21 protein-coding genes are annotated in these 22,174 nt (G+C 46.1%); 11 read left to right on the top strand and 10 right to left on the bottom strand.

Translation table 11 applies throughout. The features are described from left to right. The first annotated feature begins 538 nt into the window (after nucleotides 1–538). A complete protein-coding gene (locus JGK11_RS05295; RefSeq protein WP_293189833.1) occupies nucleotides 539–1,102 on the top strand; it encodes an ATP-binding protein in 564 nt (187 codons plus the stop codon). Nucleotides 1,103–1,584: 482 nt separating this feature from the next. Here the strand turns inward: JGK11_RS05295 and JGK11_RS05290 are convergent, their stop codons facing one another. Next, entirely contained in the window at nucleotides 1,585–1,860 is a 276-nt protein-coding gene (locus JGK11_RS05290; protein ID WP_293187195.1) for an SUMF1/EgtB/PvdO family nonheme iron enzyme, read from the bottom strand. A 293-nt stretch (nucleotides 1,861–2,153) separates the two neighbouring features. Then, nucleotides 2,154–2,558, bottom strand: a complete 405-nt coding sequence (locus tag JGK11_RS05285) for a gamma-glutamylcyclotransferase (protein ID WP_293210858.1) — start codon at nucleotides 2,556–2,558, stop codon at nucleotides 2,154–2,156. Between the two features lie 120 nt (nucleotides 2,559–2,678). On the opposite strand from JGK11_RS05285, the gene JGK11_RS05280 reads away from it, so the two are divergent. Then, nucleotides 2,679–3,278 (top strand): glyoxalase-like domain protein, encoded by a 600-nt coding sequence (locus JGK11_RS05280; RefSeq protein ID WP_293184172.1) that lies wholly within the window; start codon nucleotides 2,679–2,681, stop codon nucleotides 3,276–3,278. Nucleotides 3,279–3,464: 186 nt separating this feature from the next. Here the strand turns inward: JGK11_RS05280 and JGK11_RS05275 are convergent, their stop codons facing one another. From JGK11_RS05275 to JGK11_RS05265, 3 genes are all read right to left on the bottom strand, one after another. After that, nucleotides 3,465–4,742 carry a bifunctional sterol desaturase/short chain dehydrogenase gene (locus tag JGK11_RS05275; protein ID WP_293189835.1) on the bottom strand — a complete coding sequence of 426 codons (1,278 nt, stop codon included), beginning with the start codon at nucleotides 4,740–4,742 and terminating at the stop codon, nucleotides 3,465–3,467. A 74-nt stretch (nucleotides 4,743–4,816) separates the two neighbouring features. Further along, nucleotides 4,817–5,440: a restriction endonuclease subunit R gene (locus JGK11_RS05270; protein ID WP_293184168.1), complete on the bottom strand. Its 624-nt coding sequence runs from the start codon at nucleotides 5,438–5,440 to the stop codon at nucleotides 4,817–4,819. A 134-nt stretch (nucleotides 5,441–5,574) separates the two neighbouring features. Next, nucleotides 5,575–6,471 carry a polysaccharide deacetylase family protein gene (locus JGK11_RS05265; RefSeq protein ID WP_293184166.1) on the bottom strand — a complete coding sequence of 299 codons (897 nt, stop codon included), beginning with the start codon at nucleotides 6,469–6,471 and terminating at the stop codon, nucleotides 5,575–5,577. A gap of 101 nt (nucleotides 6,472–6,572) precedes the next feature. Here JGK11_RS05265 and JGK11_RS05260 point away from each other — a divergent pair, with 101 nt between their 5' ends. Next, nucleotides 6,573–7,274, top strand: coding sequence for a Uma2 family endonuclease (locus JGK11_RS05260; RefSeq protein WP_293184164.1), 702 nt, complete (start codon nucleotides 6,573–6,575; stop codon nucleotides 7,272–7,274). Nucleotides 7,275–7,380: 106 nt separating this feature from the next. Here JGK11_RS05260 and JGK11_RS05255 read toward each other — a convergent pair whose 3' ends face one another. From JGK11_RS05255 to JGK11_RS05235, 5 genes are all read right to left on the bottom strand, one after another. Next, complete coding sequence (locus tag JGK11_RS05255) at nucleotides 7,381–9,030, bottom strand: family 10 glycosylhydrolase (RefSeq protein WP_293184162.1); 1,650 nt, start codon at nucleotides 9,028–9,030, stop codon at nucleotides 7,381–7,383. A gap of 421 nt (nucleotides 9,031–9,451) precedes the next feature. After that, nucleotides 9,452–9,850 (bottom strand): photosystem II protein Psb27, encoded by a 399-nt coding sequence (gene psb27, locus JGK11_RS05250; protein ID WP_293184160.1) that lies wholly within the window; start codon nucleotides 9,848–9,850, stop codon nucleotides 9,452–9,454. 294 nt (nucleotides 9,851–10,144) lie between these two features. After that, nucleotides 10,145–11,398 (bottom strand): DNA replication/repair protein RecF, encoded by a 1,254-nt coding sequence (locus JGK11_RS05245; RefSeq protein WP_293184158.1) that lies wholly within the window; start codon nucleotides 11,396–11,398, stop codon nucleotides 10,145–10,147. 221 nt (nucleotides 11,399–11,619) lie between these two features. Further along, on the bottom strand, nucleotides 11,620–14,439 hold the full coding sequence (locus JGK11_RS05240; protein WP_293184156.1) for a cation-transporting P-type ATPase: 2,820 nt from the start codon (nucleotides 14,437–14,439) through the stop codon (nucleotides 11,620–11,622). A 271-nt stretch (nucleotides 14,440–14,710) separates the two neighbouring features. Then, nucleotides 14,711–14,845 (bottom strand): hypothetical protein, encoded by a 135-nt coding sequence (locus tag JGK11_RS05235; protein WP_293184154.1) that lies wholly within the window; start codon nucleotides 14,843–14,845, stop codon nucleotides 14,711–14,713. A gap of 53 nt (nucleotides 14,846–14,898) precedes the next feature. Between JGK11_RS05235 and JGK11_RS05230 the strand changes: the two genes are divergently transcribed. From JGK11_RS05230 to JGK11_RS05195, 8 genes are all read left to right on the top strand, one after another. Beyond that, nucleotides 14,899–15,039: a hypothetical protein gene (locus JGK11_RS05230; protein ID WP_293184152.1), complete on the top strand. Its 141-nt coding sequence runs from the start codon at nucleotides 14,899–14,901 to the stop codon at nucleotides 15,037–15,039. 534 nt (nucleotides 15,040–15,573) lie between these two features. After that, on the top strand, nucleotides 15,574–16,092 hold the full coding sequence (locus JGK11_RS05225; protein WP_293184150.1) for a phycocyanin subunit beta: 519 nt from the start codon (nucleotides 15,574–15,576) through the stop codon (nucleotides 16,090–16,092). A gap of 106 nt (nucleotides 16,093–16,198) precedes the next feature. Beyond that, complete coding sequence (gene cpcA, locus JGK11_RS05220; protein ID WP_293184148.1) at nucleotides 16,199–16,687, top strand: phycocyanin subunit alpha; 489 nt, start codon at nucleotides 16,199–16,201, stop codon at nucleotides 16,685–16,687. A 151-nt stretch (nucleotides 16,688–16,838) separates the two neighbouring features. Next, nucleotides 16,839–17,141, top strand: coding sequence for a phycobilisome rod-core linker polypeptide (locus tag JGK11_RS05215; protein WP_363319182.1), 303 nt, complete (start codon nucleotides 16,839–16,841; stop codon nucleotides 17,139–17,141). Nucleotides 17,142–17,484: 343 nt separating this feature from the next. Further along, nucleotides 17,485–17,592, top strand: coding sequence for a phycobilisome linker polypeptide (locus JGK11_RS05210; protein WP_293184146.1), 108 nt, complete (start codon nucleotides 17,485–17,487; stop codon nucleotides 17,590–17,592). Nucleotides 17,593–17,766: 174 nt separating this feature from the next. Then, complete coding sequence (locus tag JGK11_RS05205; protein ID WP_293184144.1) at nucleotides 17,767–18,636, top strand: phycobilisome linker polypeptide; 870 nt, start codon at nucleotides 17,767–17,769, stop codon at nucleotides 18,634–18,636. A gap of 383 nt (nucleotides 18,637–19,019) precedes the next feature. Beyond that, complete coding sequence (locus JGK11_RS05200; protein WP_293184142.1) at nucleotides 19,020–19,859, top strand: HEAT repeat domain-containing protein; 840 nt, start codon at nucleotides 19,020–19,022, stop codon at nucleotides 19,857–19,859. 402 nt (nucleotides 19,860–20,261) lie between these two features. Further along, a complete protein-coding gene (locus tag JGK11_RS05195; RefSeq protein ID WP_293184140.1) occupies nucleotides 20,262–22,076 on the top strand; it encodes a hypothetical protein in 1,815 nt (604 codons plus the stop codon). Nucleotides 22,077–22,174 lie beyond the last annotated feature (98 nt).

The raw sequence follows: 22,174 nt of genomic DNA, 5'->3' as shown, positions 1-22,174 counted from the left end.
TCGCAATTAAACTCGATCGCCAACGCCCCTAAGTAGGGAGCCAGAGGCCATCGGCATAGGGCCCGACCTCTGTCCAAGGGCGATCGCGCTCTAACTCTTGACTCGCTTCTACCAGCCATCAGGGCTCTTCTATAGTGCATCCCCTCTCACTTCTAGCTTGCTTAATCCTTTCTCGTCCCTCCTCAGAGGCTTTGAGGGTCGTCGAGGCTTTGAGGGTCGTCACTGTATAATTTACTTATTTATTTGTCAATGTCAGTTTTCGATCGGTTTAGCGATCGCCAACTGAGTTTGTCAAGACGCGAGCAACCAAGAGACAATGATAAGGACTACAACGGGAGCATCCCTATTTCGTAAAAACCGTTCGTTTTTTGTGCTTGAGTGCGATCGTCCCCCACAGCTAAGCCTGTATATGCCAAATTGGCTCTATATTTCCAGGGATCGAGATGTTCGCACTCCAGTCAAAGAAAGCCACTCCTTTTTTAACTAAAAAATTACCCATTAAATAATGACAAAGGATAGCAACCAAATGAGAGATAACATGGATGACATTCCGTCGGGTGGGATAGGCATAAAAGTCCTTGGCAAAATAGCCGATCAGCTAAGCTATACCCGTACTTATGACAGTCGAAACTGTTTGTTCCTGATGAAACATTATCAGCCCCAAGACAGCACTCAAGCTAGTGGTGTTAAGCGACCGATCGATGTTTTAAATAAATGGTTTCAAAAACAACGAGATACCGAATCCGAGGTCAGTTCAAACCAGCCACTTCAAAAAATCAGCCTTACAAGTAATTCTGATATCAAGGCGGTTGCTAAAGTTTTATCTTGGGTCGATCAATTAGAGCATCTACAGATTCCAGAAGCAGTTTTTCACCAATGGAAACTTGCAACAATCGAAGGATTTACAAATGCTGTTCGCCATGCTCATAAAGACCTGCCATTAGCAACTCCAATCGAGTTGGAAATAACAGTATTTCCAGAACGCCTAGAAATCAAAATTTGGGATTGTGGGAAGCCCTTTGACTTGGAAGCAAAACTGCAAGGAGAATTGGCAGAAACAAGTCCGTTTACCTGGAACGAGCTGGGATTTACCCTTCGCTAACATGACTGTACGCACGGGTGACCACAAACCGGGTTTTTTACGAAAAGATGCCTTTTAACCTGCATATTAAGGAAAAAACGCGGTTTCTTTGGTCTATTCCTAAGTCCTAAATTTACCATGAAAAAAGTTTTTTGTCATGACTGCTAATGCAAATGGGGAGACTGCTTCAGCATTGTTTGAATAATTCTAGCTCGATACAGTTGAGTTGACATTTTTAGTCCGAGGGACGAAGCAGTCGCAGTATTTATTTTTCACAGCTTTTTATGTCCAAAATAGTCTTAAATCAAGCGTATTAGTGTATCTGTGAATAAACATTGTCTTATAAATATATGTCGGTACAAATTTGATTAAATTCGCAATTACTAAATTGCAGAGATGGGTTCGCAGACATCCATCAAACCCACAAACAATCTCATAAACTCGCCCTCTCTTTGCCATGATTTACATCAACATCCTACTACGAATTAGCGGTACATTTTTATTTAAGTCCACGCAGCTATATACACAACCCGAAAACCGAGGACGTTAAAGTCGATGTCCGGCGCATCGTAGTAGCGAAAAGCAGAGCGGCAGAGCCACGGACTGAGAAACCACGAACCCCCGCGCAGCATTCGAGCTTGGTAATCCTCATTGGTATTGACCAATAAATCAATACTGTTTTGATAAGGACGATCGTGTCTTGAAATGAAAAGCTTTACACTGTAGGAGTTCCAGCATATCTTGGCATACCTCATCTTTCTGAGAAAGGCTATATACATACAATTCTGAGCGCCGCAATTATCTGTCGATCGTTAAATATTTCCAGCCTGTACTACCTCAACATAGCACTCAAGCTGGTCGTTAGAAGCGATCGAGCGATGTGTTCGGGATTATGGTTACAGGTTCGATCGCAATTCGCGATCGGAAAACTGGGCGGTTGAAACCGCGTCGATACAAACAAAACCCATTCCAAGCGGGTTGAAGTTGAAGAAAACCCGGCGGTTTCAACCGCGTCGATACAAACAAAACCCACTGCAAGCGGGTTGAAGTTGAAGAAAACCGCCGTCCGATCTTATTTTGTCAAAAACCGATTTTCCCACGTCCCATCGGGCAGCCAGATGCCTCCTAGGGCACGAACGCGATCGCGCAACATGAAGTATGTCCAAGCTGTGCCTAAGGGTTTGAGGTGTCGATCGCAAATTTCGATTTCCTGCCGCTGATATTCGTTTTCCGTCGGTTCCCGCTGCGGGTGATAGTCTTCCAGTCTGTCTAAATCGTCCAAAATAGCGGAATTTGCGAAACACAGCAGAAAACCATAGACAGTGCCCTCTCCGGCCACCATCGCAGGATAGCCGATCGGCAGTGCAAAAAGTTGGCCGCGGGCGATCGCGGGCAAAGCATCCACAACCTTTCCCTCGCAGTAGCGCAGATAGTTGCACTCCCCCGGTTTGAGAGTGCCGTAGACAAAGACTTTCATCGGGTAGGGCCTAATCGCTAGTTTTTGCTATATTAGATGCCTAAGCTAATAGTTTAAGTCTCGCGGGCGATCGCGACCGCAATCTTGATAAATTTCGTTGTTTACCCTTTCTTATAATTCATGACTCTAGCAGTTAGTTTTATTGCTTTTGGACTTCAGCCCTTGTACCTGAGCTCTTTTTTGCCCGACTTACCCCTAGACGGCTTGTTTTCCACTCAAGGGATCATGGTGATGCTGCTAGCCGCCTATGCGGGGGCGATGTGGATGTTTCTCACCAGTGCTCCGAAGGTACACACGGTGATGGTATCGGATCTCGCACAGGCGAGGGAGTTCTATGAAGGTATGCTAAGCCTTCCTGTAGCAGAAGTGCCACTGCATTACTACTACAATTACGAACAAACCTTGGGGACAACGGGTATCGACCCCCTGTATTTGTCGCCCAATGTCGGGAGGGGAACGAGCTCTCAAACGATGGGGAGTCCCGAGGGTTTGTGGTATCAGTTGATGAAAAATACTCAACTGCACATTATTAGCGGGGCTGGCGCAGGCGAAAAAAATCGCGAACGTCATGTTTGTTTCGATCGCGATTGTTTGGATCAGCTATTAATGAGAGTACAAACTCGCGGGATTAGTTATAAAATTCGCCGGGAAAAGCCGCTTAATTTTTTGGTTAAGGATTATGATGGGCGCGTGATTGAAATGGCTGAGGTTAGTAATTAGATCGGAGTAGTTGAAACTCGGCGGTTGAAACTCGGCGGTTGAAACCGCGTCTATACAAACGATGTCCGCCTCCGCGGACTGAAGATAATAACGTAAATTTAACGGCCTGTCTTCAACCCGCGGAGGGGCGTGAGTGTCTGTGTAGCCGCGGTTTCCAACCGCCCGGTTTTCTGCGTTTATGCTTTGTCAATTAATCTTAGCTTCAACATTGGATTTTTCCGCTGTCGCCGCTGCTTTAATCTCTGCAACTGTCTTGCGGCTGAAGAGTTGGAAATACGAAGAAACAAAGAATTCTTTAACTGGGAAAACGATCAAAGTCAAAGGATTAATCGTCACGATGATGTTACGGACATCGGCTTTAGCTTGTTTGACAATTTGCTGCGCTACCCAGTCAGGAGACATAATGCCGATCGGGTTTAAGTTGCTTTTGAACGGCCCTAAAATCAGTTTGCGGACGATACAGGGCGCATCCAGCCGTCGCAGAGTGACTAAATCTCCCAGGGCACGCTTGCTGAGTTCGTACAGGGGACTGACAGCGGGAATCACTTCGGCTTCGGAAGTGTTGATCCAAACTTCTTTGCAAGCTATATTTTCATTAGTGCGAACTGTTAAGAAAAACAGTTCCATCAGCCGCCATGCCGAAAAAGTGTTAATTTCGTAGGAATTTGCGATCGCCTCTCCGGTTCTTTCTTTCTGTAAATTAATCCCGTGATTGATGACGAGAATATCAATTTTTTCTAACAATTTAGCTAAATCAGCCTCTTCGCCAGCCTGCCAAGTTACGGTTTTTACAGGCAAAATCTCGCCGTCTACATTCACAGTAATTTCCTCATTTCCAGAGGAGAGGGCGATAACTTTTGCACCAGCTTTGTGCAGGTGTTTCAGAAGCAAACGCCCCAATGTTCCTGATGCGCCGGTGACGGCGACAGTTTTGCCTTTGAGAGAAAGTGCTGTACCCATAAGTTTATCTATTAAGGTGAAAGTACCGCAATAGTAAGCATTTTGATTGTCGAAATGATGCTTCCAGTGGTAAGGTTTATTCACAAACCATTTACCGGGGATAGTTTGGAAGTTTCCCGGTTGGTGGGTGATGTCGGTTAACTCGTCTGCGCCTTTGATTCCGATCGCGCGGGCGATCGCACTCAACAAAAAGCTTAAAGTATAAATACAACCCGCTGCTGCGCCCCAGTGATATTGCGGCAACGCAAAATAAGCTAAAACCCACAGCAACAAGCCCAAAACCATCATCGCCGCAGCTTCGGGCACATCGTGACGCCAGTGCGCTTGCTTGTAAATTGTCTCGCTGACGGGCGTCAAATTCGGGCGAAAAACCCGGTGATGCCAATTGTGCAGCTTTTGCAGTGGCGGCACATAATGAGACGCGACGTGATAAAAGTCTCGGATGATTTCTGCCCAAAAGACAGAAGCTATTGCTACAGCGCCGACTATCCAGTAATTTACCATGCTCGCACCAGTTTGAAATTTGAGATATTAGATGATTGTCTGCTTTGAAAGATAGCTCAAAATGGCTTTTCTCGCTAGTCTGGCAATTGACTCAGGCGTTTTAAAATCTGCAAAACGCGGTACAATTCATTGCCGGGATTGGAAACAACAAATTCAGGCGATCGGGCATACTGCAAAGTTTCGCCTCTGACTAACTTGACAAAAGAGAAGTTAGCACCTGTGGAAATCATCCCAAAAGTAGGAGTTTCTGGATTCGGATCTGCCAGCATATATGTCAGGAGTTGGGAAAGTGCTTCGTCTGTTGAGAAAGCAAGTTGTTTGGATTCAATTACTGTCACCCATAGGTTTGCTTTCATAATTAAGATATCTATTCTACCTTCGATGATTCTGCCTTCGTCTTCTTCTTGAATGGCGATCGACTTTTCGGCTTTGACTTGAAAAGGAGACTCAAAGAGACCGGCAATAAACAAAATCGGGCTGATGATTGTTAGCTTGACTGCATTCTCCAACACAGGCGGGGTGTCTACTAAGTTAAAGTATATGTCTTGAACGCGATCGAGCAATTGTTTCTCCGAGTCTGTTACTTCGGGCAAGTTTTCTTGCCATTCTCGGAAAAACTCTTGATTCCGCACTCGCTGTAAACCGAAGTTGTCGATTAAATAGCGGAGGTTGATATCTCTTGCTTGTAGTTTTTGCATGATGATTGATAAAAGTTTTTATGGTTATTCATAAGTTTAGCACGATCGGGATTTTGAACCGCAGATAAAGGCAGATTAACGCGGATGTAGGCGAAGCCTTCCCGAAGGGTACGCAGATGAGATACAAGGTGTGTTTATTGGGATTTGCGATCGCCCTTTTCCTGTTTTTGGGCTGCTTGCATTTCCAGTAATTGCGGTACGGTGACAAAACGGTATCCCTGCTGTTTGAGTTTGGGAATAATTGCAGATACGGCCTCGACTGTTTGCTGGCGATCGCCACCACCGTCATGCAACAATACGATCGCCCCTGATGTCGCTTGAGACAGCACAGTACGGGCTATAGCAGCCGCCGGAGGTTGCGAAAAGTCCTTAGGATCGATCGACCACATCACCACCACATAATTTTTCTTTTTGGCGTAATCCGCAAAACCGTTATTTAAGCGCCCACCGGGAGGACGAAACAACAAACTCTTCGCGCCAGTCGATCGATAAATATGAACGCCAGTATTATCTATTTCATCCGATGCTATTTTTTCCGTGACATTGTGATAAAAGTGATGCCAAGTATGATTGCCGATCGCATTTCCGGCCTTTACTACTTGTTTGGCAATTTCGGGATACTCTCGCAAATTTGCACCCAAGCAGAAAAATGTAGCAACCGCATTATGTTTCTGCAATATTTTTAATATTTTCAAAGTTTCCGCAGTTGGGCCATCATCAAAAGTCAGGGCAATAACTTTTGAGTCGCTGATACTTGCTTGGTAAACAATTTGTCCGCGAAATTGCGCCGGTGGTGCGAATACTAAAGGTTCTACGACAGGTTTCGGAGACGGAGTTGCGGCGGGAGAAGGAAGTATTTGGGGTTTGGGCGGTTTGAGGAGGTTTGGCGGGGGATTGCCAAAAGGGGGGATTTGGGCTAACGAATTTGAATTCGCAGTTTTTAGGCGATCGGGAAATAGCAAAATTACAGAGATAAAACTGATAATTATAGCGATTTTAAACCACAATTTCTTAGTAAATCTGGTATTCATTGACTGTACTATTTGCGATCGACGCTCTAATTATCGCTTACAGCTTTACCTAAAATTAGTTAAAATCTAAGATACCGACACATCATAATAGGAGAAAAGCCATGATTGCTCCGGCAAATCTCAGCCGCATTACGATCCCCCCTTTGGAAAATGGCGATTTGCTTACCCGTGCCGAATTCGAGCGGCGCTACACAGCCATGCCAGCACTCAAAAAAGCAGAATTGATTGAAGGAATTGTTTATATGGCTTCACCCTTACGCTTTGAACCCCACGCCGAACCCCATGCCGATTTAATGGGCTGGCTGTGGACTTACAAAATTGCTACTCCAGGCGTGCGTCTGGGCGATAATCCCACTGTGCGCCTCGATGTAGATAACGAACCCCAACCCGATGCTGTACTGCTAATTGATGCTCAACGCGGCGGCCAAACTTGCCTTAGCGATGACGGCTATATCGAAGGTGCACCCGAATTTGTTGCTGAAATTTCTGCAAGTACCGCTACGATCGACCTACGGGACAAAAAGCGAGTTTACCGCCGCAGCAAGGTGAAAGAATATCTGGTTTGGCAAGTAACGGATCGCCGGATCGATTGGTTTTCCTTGCAGGAAGAAGAATATATTTCTCTTGTCCCCGATGCAGCAGGAATTATCCGCAGCCGAGTTTTTCCGGGGCTGTGGCTGGCCGTTTCAGCACTTTTAGACGGGGATATGCCAAGTGCGCTCGCAACCCTCCAAACCGGATTAAACAGTGATGCACATCAAGAGTTTGTCCAACAGTTAGCCACATTCCCAAATCCTGCTTAAATATCCCTCAATCTCTTAGTCTGCGGAGGCAGACTTCGTTTGTAGAGTCGCGGTTTCAACCGCCGAGCAATCAAGCCGATAATCAACCCCCATTTGATATTATTTCCTAAAACCGACAAGTTTGCCGCGCCCTTTCATCCTCCGGTTCTTGCCACCCAAAAGAAAAATGGCTCACCGCATTAATTTGCGGCGTTGCAGCACGAATTGCCCGCATTTGAATCTCCAAAGACGGACGATTTTTCAGAGATTTTCCCCAATCTCCGGCAATAGCAGGAATGATTTTTGCTCCCGGAGGCGCTAAACTCAACGTCCGCTGCACCTGCGGCACAATGCAGCTTACATTCCCACAATTGCCGTAAGACATCGCGTGGAATTCCACCCCAGCCGGAAACCTGTCCCAAGGCTGCAATCTCGAATCAAATCCCCCTTGATTTATCTTTTCATTTCCATTAGGAAAAAACACCGCTCCTACAGGAATCCCCATTCTTTGAGCTGGTTGAGTCGCCATCCCAAAAAAATCTAAAATTCCTTGGACTGCGTGAGCAACGCTCAGTTGCCAGAGGTCTTTTTGCAGAATGCCGGTATCGGGAAGCGGCCGTGTTGGTGTCGGTTTTGGTGTGGGAGTTGCAGGGTTTTGCGATTTGGTAGCGGGAGTTATTGAAGCTGCTTTTGATGTGCTATTCCCTCTTCTAGAAGCTGGAGTTGCTACTGGTATCGCTCGCGGAATTCGCCCCTGCCAAAGAGGTTCTTGCTCGGTTGGATACTGTTTGACTACTGCTTGAACGTCATTAGTATTGATAAATCCTTTAGTCAAATATCGCTGAATTAAATCTCGTCCTTGCTGATTGTTAGCCCGCTGTAAAAGCATTTGCTGTGATGCTGAACCGTAAATCCACAAGTCTTGAACTTTGGTAGCAACTGAGGCAGGCCCGACGCCCCGCACATAACGAATGTAGTCGAATAACATTCCTTGCGGCCTGCGCTTGACTATTTGATTTACTAACAAACTATAGTCTTGCTTTGCTTGCGGATTGTAGGGATCGACAAAGGCGTGGGTGGCGTGACTTTCTCCGGTTTGGTCGTCTAAACCTGCGTCTTGAATTACTGTTAAACTTGTCTGATTTTTGCCGTTGAGGGCGAGGGTTTGCTGTCTGTCGGAACGCTGAGCATAGGTATAGCCAAAGTTCATGGTAAATAACCAGGCGTATACTTTTAATCCTCGCTGTTTGCCTTTGGCGATCGCCTTTTCCAACAAATCATACTTTTCGTAGCCGCGATTTCGCAAAACCGAAGGCCAAGCAGTTGGATTATCTGCGGCTGGGAGGAGCACTTGACCGTCGTAAAACACTTCGACGTAGACTTGATTGTAGCCTTTGTTGACAACTTTGTCTAATACGCGATCGATCTCTCCGGGCCTGACATCGCAGGGATATAAACGCAACCAAACTGCTTGGGTTTCGGGCCAAGTTTTTTGGCGGCATTCTGCGATTTCCCGTGCGTGTTTGCTCAAGACGGCAAAATATGCTTGCTGGGATTCCGGTTTTCCTGACAGGGCGGCGCGGCGCAAGTCTTCTTTTTGATTGACTTGCTCTTTGGATAATTGACAATAGGCTGATGTTTCGGCAAAAGCTGGTTGATTTTCGATAAATGGCAAAACAAGCTGGCTGATGAAGCTACTGGTTAAAACAGCAGTTACCGCACTTAAACAGCGTCGCTGGGATTGAAAGTTGGCGATGCGAGTTGGTGCAATTTTCATGGGATAATTGAATCTGGTTTTTTAGTTGAAATTGGGTGGCGATCGCATTTTTGGCGATCGCGCAGACGCACAGCTACAAATTTTCTACTTTTTTTTAGGTTTACCCCGTCCAACAACAGGTGCAAGCCCCCCAATCGAGTTGTGGAGAACCCTAATCTTAGATCAAAGTTAAATTTCCCAGACTAATCTGTGGAGTCAGTCAATCTCAAATCTAAAATGGACTGACCTAGTTATGGCACAAGTCGATCGCACAATGCAAATGTCAATGGCGGCTAACCCTACAGCAAAATCCTGCAAAAAAAGCGCCTGGGTACAGCCGGCGCTAAAAGCAGTTGATATTTCTACTAAAAATTGTTGATTATCAAATATTAAGGATAAAAGATGAATTATTCAAATTATCTTTTATCCCTAATGTTTGAGATTAAGCTCCTCTATTGAGAGCAGATTCTACTTGCTGAAATTCCGACTCAAGACGTTTTTTCAACTTTTCAGGAACGGGACGGTTTGGATAGGAACTGTAATGTCCAGCCAAAGAGTTTAATGCCGTCCGCATTGTGGTGAAAGATGCCAGCTTTGTAAGAGCGGGATCGCGGCGGTATGCTGCGAAAAAATCATTGATACTTGTGCGAGCAGTGGCTTGAGCGGCTGCTTTTTCCGGCGTGCCTTCTGGCAAAGTAAGCGCTGTTCTCAAGCTGGTGACTAATGCTAATGTATCTTTGCTGTAGTCTCCGCTCAGAGTGGCAGGAACATTGGTACAGCCTGCTACGCCGATGACAACAACTAATACCAGAGCTAACAGACGGGAAATGTAATGCTTCATAAGGCTTAGAAAAATGGAGGCGAAAGCGGCAATCAAAATTAACCTTTATCCTATCTCGAATTGACCTAATTATGTCAACTTTTCAAGATTTTTGCATGGATACCATGAAAAGTAAAATTTGTCAATCTCACATAGATTGATATCATATCCGCTCGAACGACCACAATCAAATTGGTTTGATCGTTCGGGCTTTAGTCCGCATCCACTACTAGGACTAAAGTCCTCACTACAAACTATTTTTATTAGGGATAAGTGAGCAGACATAATATGATTTATCAATCTCAACTCTCAAATCTAAAATTGATTGATTTGTCCGGAAACGACGGATAGAATTTGAGTCTGGCGCAGCCACTGACTGTCAAAAGCGCCTAGGTGAGTGGTAGTAATCAGAGTTTGAAATCGTTCTTGAATTGTTTCTAAAAGTTGATTTTGGCGGCTCAGATCGAGTTCTGCAAGTACGTCGTCGAGCAATAGTAAAGGTGCTTCTCCCACGACTTCTTCAATAAGCTGCAATTCGGCTAATTTTAATGCTAGTACGAGAGTTCGCTGCTGACCTTGGGAGGCGTACTGACGCGCTGGGGTGTTGTTAATTGTAAATGTAATGTCGTCGCGGTGCGGGCCGACTAAGGTGGTTCCTTGAAATTGTTCTGCGATCGCCCTTTTTTGAATTTTCTCTAAAAATGCTTGCCGCACTCCTTCGAGATTGTCTTTACCGATTAATTCCGAGCTTACTTCAATATTAGCATCGTATTTGACATCTAAAACTTCTGTGGAACCGCTAATTGAACCGTGCCAATTGCGCGCTAAAGGCATCAATCGTTCCAAAATACGATCGCGCCTGCGGATTACCCGAGCCCCGGCTGTCGCCAACTGTGCGTCCCACAAGGCTAATTCTGAACTGGGAATGGGGGATTGGGCATTGGGCATTGGGAATGGGGCATTGGGCATTGGGGATTCTGCGATATTTTGGTCTTCGGGAGTTTCAGATCCGATAAATCGCATTTTGTCCAAACTTTGGGAAAATTCTGTTTTTCTGGTTTCTCTAGAACGTTTTAACAGAGCGTTTCGCTGGCGCAAAATTTGGTTGTACTGGTGCAAAATGTGAGCGTAAATCGGCTCTAGTTGGATGACTAGCCGATCGATCCAGTTGCGCCTTCCTTCGGGCCCGCCGCGTACTAAGTCTAAATCCAAACAGGAAAATTGTACTACATTGATGACGCTCAAGAAGTCTAAATGGCGGCGCAGCGGTTCGCCGTTGAGCTTCAGGCTGCGGCGCGCCCCGGAGCGCAGTGTTAAAGATAAGTCGATCGCTCCGGTTTGACGTTCGAGTGTAGCATCTATTTGGGCGATCGGCTTTGAGTCGAGGATTAAGTCGCGATCGCGCGATACTCTGTGGCTTTTTAATGTCGAAAGTAACTCTACCGCTTCTAACAGGTTAGATTTTCCTTGGGCGTTATTTCCTACTAATATGGTTTTGGGAGCGTCAAAGGCTACCTTTTGATCGAAGTAGTTGCGAAACTGCCGTAGGTGCAGTGTTTTCAAATACATAATATTGTTATTGGTTAGTTGTTATTCGTTATTAGTTATTGGTAATACAGTCATCGTAGGGTGTGCATTGGGCACCTTACCTAATTCAAGGGCAAATCGGTGGAATTCCATTTTTTGCGGATCGTTGTGCTTGCTATGACTTGATGGTGTTGAAAATCTTGCCAAGTGTCAGCGACCTAACGAATAATGAAACAGCGCTCATTATCCGTCAGCCGTTAACACTATTTGCGAGCTTTGTATAAGCGCACGAACAGTTTTTCCATTTCAATCCAGACAAACATTAGGGCGCTGAATCCGAAGCAAATCATCAATTCAAAAGGCGTTAAATAGTGAGTTCCGAAAAATGCTCTCAGCGGTGGAACGTAAATCAACATTAATTGCAAAGCAGTAGTCACAATCACAGCTCCCCACACAAAAACATTAGTGAAGGGATTTAACTCGATCGTTAGCTGAGTGTTAGATCGAATTGCGATCGCATGACCCATTTGCGCTAAACACAGAGTAGTAAATACCATGGTTTTCCAAGCATCTGGATCGCCGTGTCCGGGAGTGTGAGTATATCCGTAAGCCCAGGACATCATCGCGATCGTCAAAATTGCAAAGATAATCCCGATCCGAATCATGTAAGAACCCAAACCCCGGGCAAAAATACTTTCGCGCGGACTGAAAGGAGGTTTTCTCATCACGTTTGGTTCGGCTGGTTCCACGGCTAAGGCCAAAGCCGGAACGCCATCTGTTACTAAGTTCATCCACAAAATTTGGAGGGGCGTCAGCGGTACTCCTCCCAAACCCAATAAAGGTGCAGCGGCAATTGTCAAAACTTCGCCGATGTTGCTGCCCAAAATGTACTTAATAAAGCGGCGAATGTTGGTATAAACGACTCGTCCTTCTTCGGCGGCGGCGACAATAGTTGCGAAGTTGTCGTCGAGGAGTACCATATCGCTAGCTTCTTTACTGACATCGGTGCCGGTAATCCCCATTGCAATGCCGATATCGGCTTGTTTCAAGGCGGGCGCGTCGTTAACTCCGTCGCCTGTCATGGCGACAAATTTGCCTAAACTTTGCAAAGCTTGGACGATACGCAATTTGTGTTCGGGGGAGACGCGGGCGTAAACGCTGACGTGTTCGACTTGTTGTTTTAGTTGTTCTTGACTGAGCTTTTCTAATTCTTGACCGGTGAGAACTCGATCGCCCTCTGTCGCAATACCTAAATCGTAGGCGATCGCCTGTGCCGTCAACTGGTGATCTCCTGTAATCATCACCACCCGAATCCCTGCATCGCGGCACTTCACCACGGCTTCCCGTACTTCCGGGCGCGGCGCGTCAAGCATACTGACGAGTCCCAGCCAAATCATCTCTTGTTCGCTGATTTCCTCGGAACCTTCGGGCGGCACGTTTTCCCAGATTTTGTATGCAAACCCGAGGACTCGCAAACCCCCGCTTGCCATGTTATTGTTTTCGGCGAGGATGCGATCGCGCATTTCCTGGTTTAAAGGTTGTACTCGATCGCCGACTATAATTCCTTGACAGCGCTCCAAAGTCAACTCGGGAGAACCTTTCGTCAGCATCAAATAATTCTGCTGCTGTCCGTTTGGTGCGGGAAAGCCCGAATGTCCCGAATGTCCGGGTACTTCGCAAATTACGCTCATCCGCTTGCGTTCGGAAGAAAAAGGAAACTCCGCCGTGCGCGGCAGCAATTGAGACTGTTTTTCCCTATAAATGCCTGCTTTTCCCGCTAAAGATAGCAGAGCTCCTTCCGTAGGATCGCCCAAAATCTTCCATTCTTGCTGTTCGTGCTGCAATACTGCGTCGTTGCAAACTGCACAAGCAATTAATAAAGATTCGAGTTCTGGATATTCTTCTAAATTATTAATTTGGGTCGAGGTATGCCGATCGGTAAAATCTCCGATCGGGGCATAGCCGTCGCCTGCAACACTGATAGTGCAGTCGCCTGTAGATAGTAGCTGCACTACCATTTTATTTTGAGTCAGAGTACCTGTTTTGTCGGAACAAATGGTTGTTACCGAACCCAAAGTTTCTACAGCCGGCAGTTTGCGAATTAGAGCGTTTCGCTTCACCATCCGCCTAGTTCCCAGCGCCAAAGTAACTGTGACGACGGCCGCAAGTCCTTCGGGAACGACAGCCACAGCCATGCTGAGAGAAACTTCTAACAATTCTTCAAATCTGCTGGTATCGAACCCAATGCTGCCGTTGTTGAAGGTAATCATCCCACCGATGACGACAATTGCCACTAAGCCTAGGGCGCCGGAGACTAGAACATTTCCCAACTGTCCCATCCGCTGTTGTAGGGGAGTTGGTTCGGTTTCTACTGACTGAAGCATGGCGGCAATTTTGCCCAATTCCGTTTGCATTCCGGTGTTGGTGACGATCGCCTTGGCCCGTCCCTGAACAACTTCTGTCCCCTGAAAAATCAGGTTGAGTCGATCGCCCAACGAAGCATCTTCGGGAAGTTCGAGATCGGCTTGTTTGGTAGCTGCGATCGCTTCTCCCGTCAAAGCAGATTCTCTGACTTGCAGGTTGGAAGCTTCGATCAAGCGCCCGTCTGCTGCTATTTTTACCCCAGCCTCCAACAGCATCACGTCTCCGGGTACGAGTTCCTTGGCTGCGATTTCCGAAGTTTTGCCGTCCCGCAGGACTCGGACTAGGGGGGAAGAGAGGTTTTTGAGGGCTGCGAGGGCTTTTTCGGCACTTTGCTCTTGGAAATAGCCGAGAATGCCGTTGAGTATGACGATCGCAAAAATGGCGATCGCATCTTTCGGAAAAGTATTTGACCTGATATCTAAGAATGCAGAAACCACCGCCACACCTATCAGCATCAACAACATGATGTTGGTGAACTGATCGACAAAAATCGACCAAGCACTGCGGCCTCCTGTTTCTTCGAGTTCATTGGGGCCGTATTGCTGCAAGCGTTCGGACACCTGTTGGCTGCTCAAGCCCCCGTCTTTGTTACTGCTTAGCTGCTGGAGGGTTTTATCAATTGGTACGGTGTGCCAAGAAGATGGAGAATTTGAAGACATAAATTACGATCGAGCATGGGGCAATTAGGGGACTGCGGCCGAACAAGTTACAGCCGATGAATGTGGCTGATGGCAGTAAAAGAGTTTTTAGTTTTGAGTTCTGAATCAAAAACTGCTGAACTTGAGACTCGTATTGGGCCCCGGTTCGATGCCGAGAGAGCAGGAAGCTGTCAACTTCACTGCGTCTGGCGGCTCTCTCGCACCGTTTGTAGACCTACCGCTGATAGCACTTATCCACCTTACAACTAAAAATTAGCAATTTCTCCGGCTTTTACCCAAGACCCAGCGGCTGAGTTTTGTCTTTAAATGGTGATATTTCGTTCAAAAGCTGAGGTTGTGCCGATCGCCCTGCCAATCTGTTGGATTTTACCAACACCACATTCTGCCGACATCCTGCATCGGACATAATTTTTGCTTTTTTCCCTATTCCCCCGGGCTTGTTTTAGCAAAACTTAAATTTTGTTAACTTTTCTTCACTATTCGGCTTTGCCCTGGGAAAGCCAACAGAGGCGATCGGCCCACGGGACAATTCAGGGCGATGGCAGAGTGACAAAAAGGGCGATCGAAGCCAACTCTAGACTTATGTTGTGCTGCATTTGAATTCTATATTTCAAGGGATCGAAACTCGTCAAATCCTTTCCCTGTCTGCCCTAATCCCCGAATCCCATCGGATTTTCTCCCCATCGAACCCTCGAATATCACAGACAATCTCTCGATCGGCAGTTTACCGCTGCAATCTGGCATCTATCCCAGGGATTAGATTTGCCACCACTTGCCCCACATCGATTTACCTTCTCACAGAAATAAGTTTTCGTAATAATTTGTAATAAACAAAGAGGAACCAGCATTGTATAAAGGTTATCAGAGGGTTGAAACGACAGGCGAAAGTTAACAAAAACACTGATTGACAAGGTTTGTCGCATCTCATAAAAGATGTAAAATTTTCTAAGGTTTCTTAAATGTCCGTTGCAATGTCACAATAGTGAAGGTAGCGGAAAGGGAGAGATCGAGCCGGCCAGCGCAGTAGCTGGCGTCAACCTTCAACCCTTGCAGGCCCAACAGCCTGAACAAATTTAACTTAACGGTTTTATACCGCAACCAAACTCAATTAACTCAAAGTAGGAGAGTTCGTTCATGTTTGACGCATTTACAAAAGTGGTTTCCCAAGCAGACGCTCGCGGCGAATTTTTGGCTGCTGGCCAACTAGATGCTCTCAGCAGCATGGTTTCTGACGCCAACAAGCGGATTGACGCAGTAAACCGCATCACCGGTAACGCATCCACAATCGTCGCTAATGCAGCTCGCTCTTTGTTTGCTGAACAGCCTCAGTTGATCGCCCCCGGTGGCAACGCATACACCAGCCGCCGCATGGCAGCTTGCTTGCGCGACATGGAAATCATCTTGCGCTACGTAACCTACGCCACATTTGCAGGCGACGCCAGCGTTTTGGACGATCGTTGCTTGAACGGTCTGCGCGAAACATACCAAGCTCTGGGAACTCCAGGTGCATCCGTTGCAACCGGCGTACAAAAAATGAAAGAAGCAGCGATCGCGCTTGCTAACGACCCCAACGGCATTACCCGTGGTGATTGCAGCTCGCTGATGTCCGAAATCGGCAGCTACTTCGACCGCGCAGCTAATGCAGTCGGCTAAAAATAGCGAGCCCGAACATTTCTTCCTGTAAAGAAGCGAGCGATCGCATTATTTGCAAGCAATCATTTTGGTACAAACAAAACAACATTAGGGAGACAGCAGAACAATGAAAACCCCTTTGACTGAAGCAGTAACCGCCGCCGATTCTCAAGGCCGCTTCCTGAGCAGCACCGAATTGCAAGTAGCCTTCGGTCGTTTCCGCCAAGCAGCAGCAGGTTTGGAAGCAGCCAAGTCTTTGAGCGCCAACTCTGCGCGCTTGATCGACGGTGCAGCTCAAGCTGTGTACAACAAGTTCCCGTACACTCAACAAATGCAAGGGCCAAACTACGCTTCTACCTCAACCGGTAAAGCTAAGTGCTCCCGCGACATCGGCTACTACCTGCGGATGGTAACCTACTGCTTAGTTGCAGGCGGCACAGGTCCAATGGATGAGTACCTGATTGCAGGTATTGACGAAATCAACCGGACATTTGAATTGTCTCCTAGCTGGTATGTTGAAGCTCTCAAGTACATCAAAGCCAACCACGGTTTGAGTGGCGATGCTGCAACTGAAGCCAATTCCTACCTCGACTACGCAGTCAACGCTCTAAGCTAGATTTGCGTGATGCCCGGAAATGTAAGCTGCTGTTAGCTTGAGTGTTAACTGTTGTTTACGATTCCGGGCATCTGCGATCTTAGCGGAGTCTTCCAAATACTTTTTTCAGAACTTTTTAGTTTTTCAAGCATGAAAAGCAGAAAAGTTAGGAATAAAAGCATTTGAAAAAGCGAGACGAGTAGAACTGCGCCCTCGGTGGACGCAAGACGATGCGAAAGCAGTAATTTGTGTCGCTTACAGCCAAGTTTTCGGTAACGAGTATTTAATGTCGAGCGAACGAGTTACCAGTGCCAAATCTTTCCTGCTGGAAGGGCAGATTTCAGTTAAAGATTTTGTGCGGGAGTTCCTGAGTCCGAAACTTATAAAAAAAGTTCGGCAAGCGGAAAACGAGCGAGTCTTTAGACCTTCCATGAAAGCGGCACGGGCGGTTTTAACCGCCGTGAATCTTTCTTGATTTTTCACATTTTTAGCAGTGTAAAAAGGGCTTTTGCCGTTACACTCTATTGTTGGGATGGATACACAGGTGCAAACCTGAGAAGCAAATTCCTACCATATATTAAAGGTACGCGGGGACTCTCGCGTTACCAAGGGCTTAGCCCCTTAAACGCTTGAGGAGCTTGCCCAAAGGCAAGGATAGCAGCCCACCATTTTTTGGTAAGAGGATTGCGCCCAGGAACCCTAGCAATAGGGATATTAAGAACGAAATTTCTTAAGAATCTCAGTCGCGAAGAGCGCTGAGAGTGTCAACGGAAAAAGTTTTTTGAATCGAAGGTTCGGCGGCTAAGTTTTCACCCCAAGTGCGGTGTAGAACTACCGAATATCTCGTGTCTTACGATCGACTTTCGACCCGCTTGCAGCAAATCAACAAACGTGGTGGCAAAGTGGTAAGTATTACCACAGCTTAAAGTTTGTATGTAAAGATGTTTTTTGAAACGTCTTTAGCAAATTAGGATTAATTGATGTGTACATACAAGCTGCGCCGGGAGTGCACCCAAATTTGACACATCTTGGCCTTAGTCCTAAAAATCTCAAGTTCAACCAAGCTTTAAATTTTTGTTATTAATTTAGGAGAAAATCTGGTGGCTATTTCCACAGCAGCGTCCAGACTGGGAACATCCGCATTGAGCGATGCGCCGAAGGTAGAATTGCGCCCGAACTACACCAAAGACGACATTGAAACTGTGATTCGTGCAGTTTACCGTCAGGTGCTGGGCAACGACTATTTGATGAAATCCGAGCGCCTGACAAGTGCTGAATCTCTCCTGCGAGACGGCAGTTTAACGGTGCGAGAATTTGTGCGGGCAGTGGCAAAATCGGAACTGTACAAAACCAAGTTTTTGTACAGCAGCTTCCAAACTCGGACGATCGAACTAAACTACAAACACTTGCTCGGTCGCGCTCCCTACGACGAATCTGAAGTAATTTATCACTTAGATTTGTACCAAACAGAAGGCTACGATGCTGATATTGATTCTTACATCGATTCAGTAGAGTATCAAGAAAGTTTCGGTGATAATATCGTCCCTTACTACCGGGGCTTTAACACTCAGACAGGTCAAAAAACCGTTGGTTTTACCCGGATGTTCCGGCTATATCGCGGCTATGCCAACAGCGATACATCTCAACTCGAAGGAAATAACTCCCGCTTAGCTGTCGAATTAGGCACTAACAGCGCTACTGCTGTAGTTGGGCCTTCTGGTGGCAACGAAGGTTGGGCATACCGGTCTTCGACACAAAACGTAACTCCCAGCAGCGGTTTTGGTGGTGCGGCAGCTTACGGTAAAGAAGGGCGGCTTTTCCGCGTTGAAGTGTCGGGCATTCGGACGGGTGGCTATCCCAGGGTGCGCCACAGCAGCAAGGCGTTTATCGTACCTGGTGAGGATTTGTCCTCGCAAATGCAGAAATTTCAACGCTTGGGCGGGAAAATCGCCAGCATTACTCCAATTTAGTCGTTAGTCATCAGTTATTAGTGCTGTCCCCGCTCGCGAACAGTAGTCATCGGTCGTTAGTCATTAGTAAATTTACTAGAGATTAATGGCCATTGGCTAAGGTCTAATAGCTAGTGTAATCCGACTAGATGCAGAAATCAATTTTTTATGATTGTCCGGTTCTGTGCGATCGCAGAATCATTGCCTGCATCATCGTCGGATCATAATTAATAGCAAAGTCCGCTAGAACGGGCGATTTTAATCGCCGAGTTTCCCCAACCCGCGCAGGCGGGTTTCGTTTGTCTAGACGCGATTTCAATCGCCGAGTTTCCCCAACCCGCGCAGGCGGGTTTTGTTTGTCTAGCAGCGATTTCAATCGCCGATTTCCCTAATCACTATGAATTATGACTATGAATTATGATGAATCCGACTCACCACCAGCGGGTGTAGCTGAGGGCGAGTCTTTAACAATAGAACAGGCGATCGCAAATTTGCACTCCCAAGACTACAGTCTCCGCTATTATGCTGCTTGGTGGGTAGGCAGATTTCGAGTCAAGGAACCGGCAGCGATTGCAGCTTTGATTGCCGCCTTGCAAGAAGAATCAGAACAGACAAAAATCGGCGACTATTCCCTACTGCGAAATGCGGCACGAGCTCTAGGAAAATTGGGCGATAAACAAGCCTTGCCGGCGCTAACTCGCTGTTTGGAATGCGCGGATTATTACGTGCGGGAAGCGGCGGCTCAAGCTCTAGAAATGCTGGGCGATCGCGATTCCATTCCACCGCTGATGAAACTCTTAGATGGGGGCGTAGCTGTAGCCCTGCGAGTGCCTGGAAAATCGCACCTCGTGCAGCCTTACGACTCGGTAATTGAAGCTTTGGGTACGCTGGAAGCGACAGAGGCAATACCGCTAATTTCACCTTTTTTAGAGCATTCTGTGGAGCGGGTGCAGTACGCTTCGGCGCGAGCGATGTATCAGTTGACTGGCGATCGCATTTACGGAGATCGGTTGGTAACTGCTTTGAATGGGGATAATTTGCAGTTGAGGCGATCGGCTTTGATGGACTTGGGGGCGATCGGCTATTTACCCGCAGCGCCCGCTATTGCAGAAACTTTAGCAGAAAATAGCATGAAATTGATTGCGCTAAAAGGAGTTTTGGAGCATCACCTCAATCAACAAGTATTACTATCTTTGTCAGATGAAGCTATCCAAGTTATGAACTTAATGGATAGTTTACTTTGAAAAAAATTCGTTCATAACTGCAATAGAATTGCTTTAGCGATTCTTAATTGTCTGGCGTATATTTAGGACATAGCAGATTTCAGGACACAGCGCCGTGCTCTTTCCCTACCCCCTATCTGTATTTCAGGCAGTTGAGAACTACTATTTTCTCCCTTTTATTCGGGTGAACCGATGGCTGATGATTTGATGGAATAAGAAACGAGGCTTTAGGTACGAATTTTTATAAATTTCAGTAAAAATACTGAGGTTTATAGCTGTAGTTGGTGAAATAGCTCGTGTTAAAATAATATTACCATCTGCATAAGTCTTCAGTTAAAAAAGTTTTGGTTTTGACTCCGGGCGATCGCGGAATGCTGCGAGATGGTTGTGTAGCAGCTAGAAGTATAAATCGGGTGATTCACCATGAGCAACGATCCTTTTGAAGTCCAGGTGCAACATTTTGCAGCGCTGAAGTCTAAGTATCAAGCCACAAAATATGAAGATTCATCTCCCTCTAGTCTTCTCTATCTCATTCTGCGAAAAGCTGATTTAGAATTTGAAATTACCGACTTCGAGTGGAATTGGTTATTAGAGCATGAGCTTTTGGAAACAATAGAAGCTATCGAGCAAGAGCCACTACGTAAGGCTGAAGAACCAAGAAAACTAGATGCTAAATTTTCTCAACTCAAGTCTAAGTTCAAAGTAACCAGACATCGCGATTTACGGCTATCCAGTCCTTTGTATCCTATCCTTTGGAAACTTGACTCAGAAAATAAGCTAACTGACTTAGAAGTTAAATACCTGCAAGAACAGGGGCTTACTGAAATAGTTGCTATTGTTGAAGAGATGGCGCGATTTGCTGCACTAAAGGCTAAGTACCGAGCAACTCAATATCCAGATTGTTCACTGGATAGCCCCTTGTATCAAATCCTCAAGCAACTGGATGCAGGAGAAATATTAAGTGATGTAGAGGCTAACTGGCTTGTCAATAACAAACTGGTGGATACTCTCGAAATTTTTGGGCAACAAAAAGCTGTATGGGAAGCTGAATTTGCCCAACTCAAGGATAAGTACAAAGCTAGTGAATACCCAGAAACATCTGCATCAAGTCCGCTCTATCAAGTCCTGAAAAATCTTGAGGTAGATCAGCAGTTGAGCGAGTCAGAACTTAACTGGCTGGAAGAGCATCAACTTAGCGAAACGCTTAATCTTGTTTTGGAGATAGAACAGACACGACACTTTGCTGAACTGAAAGTTAAGTATAAAGCTAATGAATCTGAGGATTCATCCCTCTCTAGCCATCTGTATAAAGTTCTTAAAAAAATTGATTTAGACAATCAGCTAGGTGAGCAGGATATTAACTTTCTTAAAAAGCGTAAACTGACTGAGACAATTACTCTTGCGCTTGACAAATATGCGGCTATTCTCAAGTCTAAGATCAAATCGGGAGAGCAGTTAAGTGAGGCTGATATTGATTGGTTGCAAAAGAATGGACGTGAGGATATAATTACTTTTGCACAAGAAAAGAAATTTGCTGCTCTCAAGGTCAAGTATCGGATTATAGATCGTGATTTCCCCTTCGATCCGTTTTACGCAATTATGGTAAAATTGGAGAAAGAAGAGCGTCTAGATCCTGTGTTAGTTGTTCAGTTAATACAACAAAAACTTTTAGCTAGTCATGGAAGGATTGCTATAGCGTACCACAGGCTTGAAGCGTGTTTCTATGAGCAGGAATATGAGCGCACTGGAAACAAATGGAACTTGCCCAACGCCAGCAGTCATTGGCGCAAGGCAGATGAACCAAACAGTGCATTGAAGGTGACAGAAAATCTGGACTTCGACCAAATCAAAGAAAATAAGCTCAAGTCAGCTTTGCTAACAACGAGGGGCGGTGCTTTCCGAGATATTCATAAACTAGGTGATGCTGAAAAGTGCGCGCTCAAAGCTATTGAGTATCAGCCTCAGAGTCATCATCCTTACACTTTGATGGGAGCTATTTGTTTTGAGCGGAGTCAATTTTCAGAGGGTGAGCGTTGGTTTAAGGAGGCAATTAAACGCGGTGCTGAATCAGAAGATATAGATTCCGAACTCAAGCAGGTTGTCAAAAATACTAAGGATGAGAATAAGCGTCGGCAAGTTGTGGAATATCTGCTTAAAAAAGATCCGCAGCGCTATGCTTGGGCTAAGGCTTATAGGAAGCGTCAAGAGGGTGAGGATGCACAGCGCAAGAATTCCTAGCGCAGGTATGGAGTCGAGTTTTTGGCGAATTCGACTCTTTAACCAAGATTGTCCTATTTCGAGCTGGGGAAGCTTTTCAAGTTAATCACCGCTCCTTA

The sequence above is a fragment of the Microcoleus sp. PH2017_34_RAT_O_A genome, assembly GCF_020737885.1.
Taxonomy (GTDB): Bacteria; Cyanobacteriota; Cyanobacteriia; order Cyanobacteriales; family Microcoleaceae; genus Microcoleus.
This window is presented reverse-complemented; position numbering and strand designations above follow the sequence as displayed.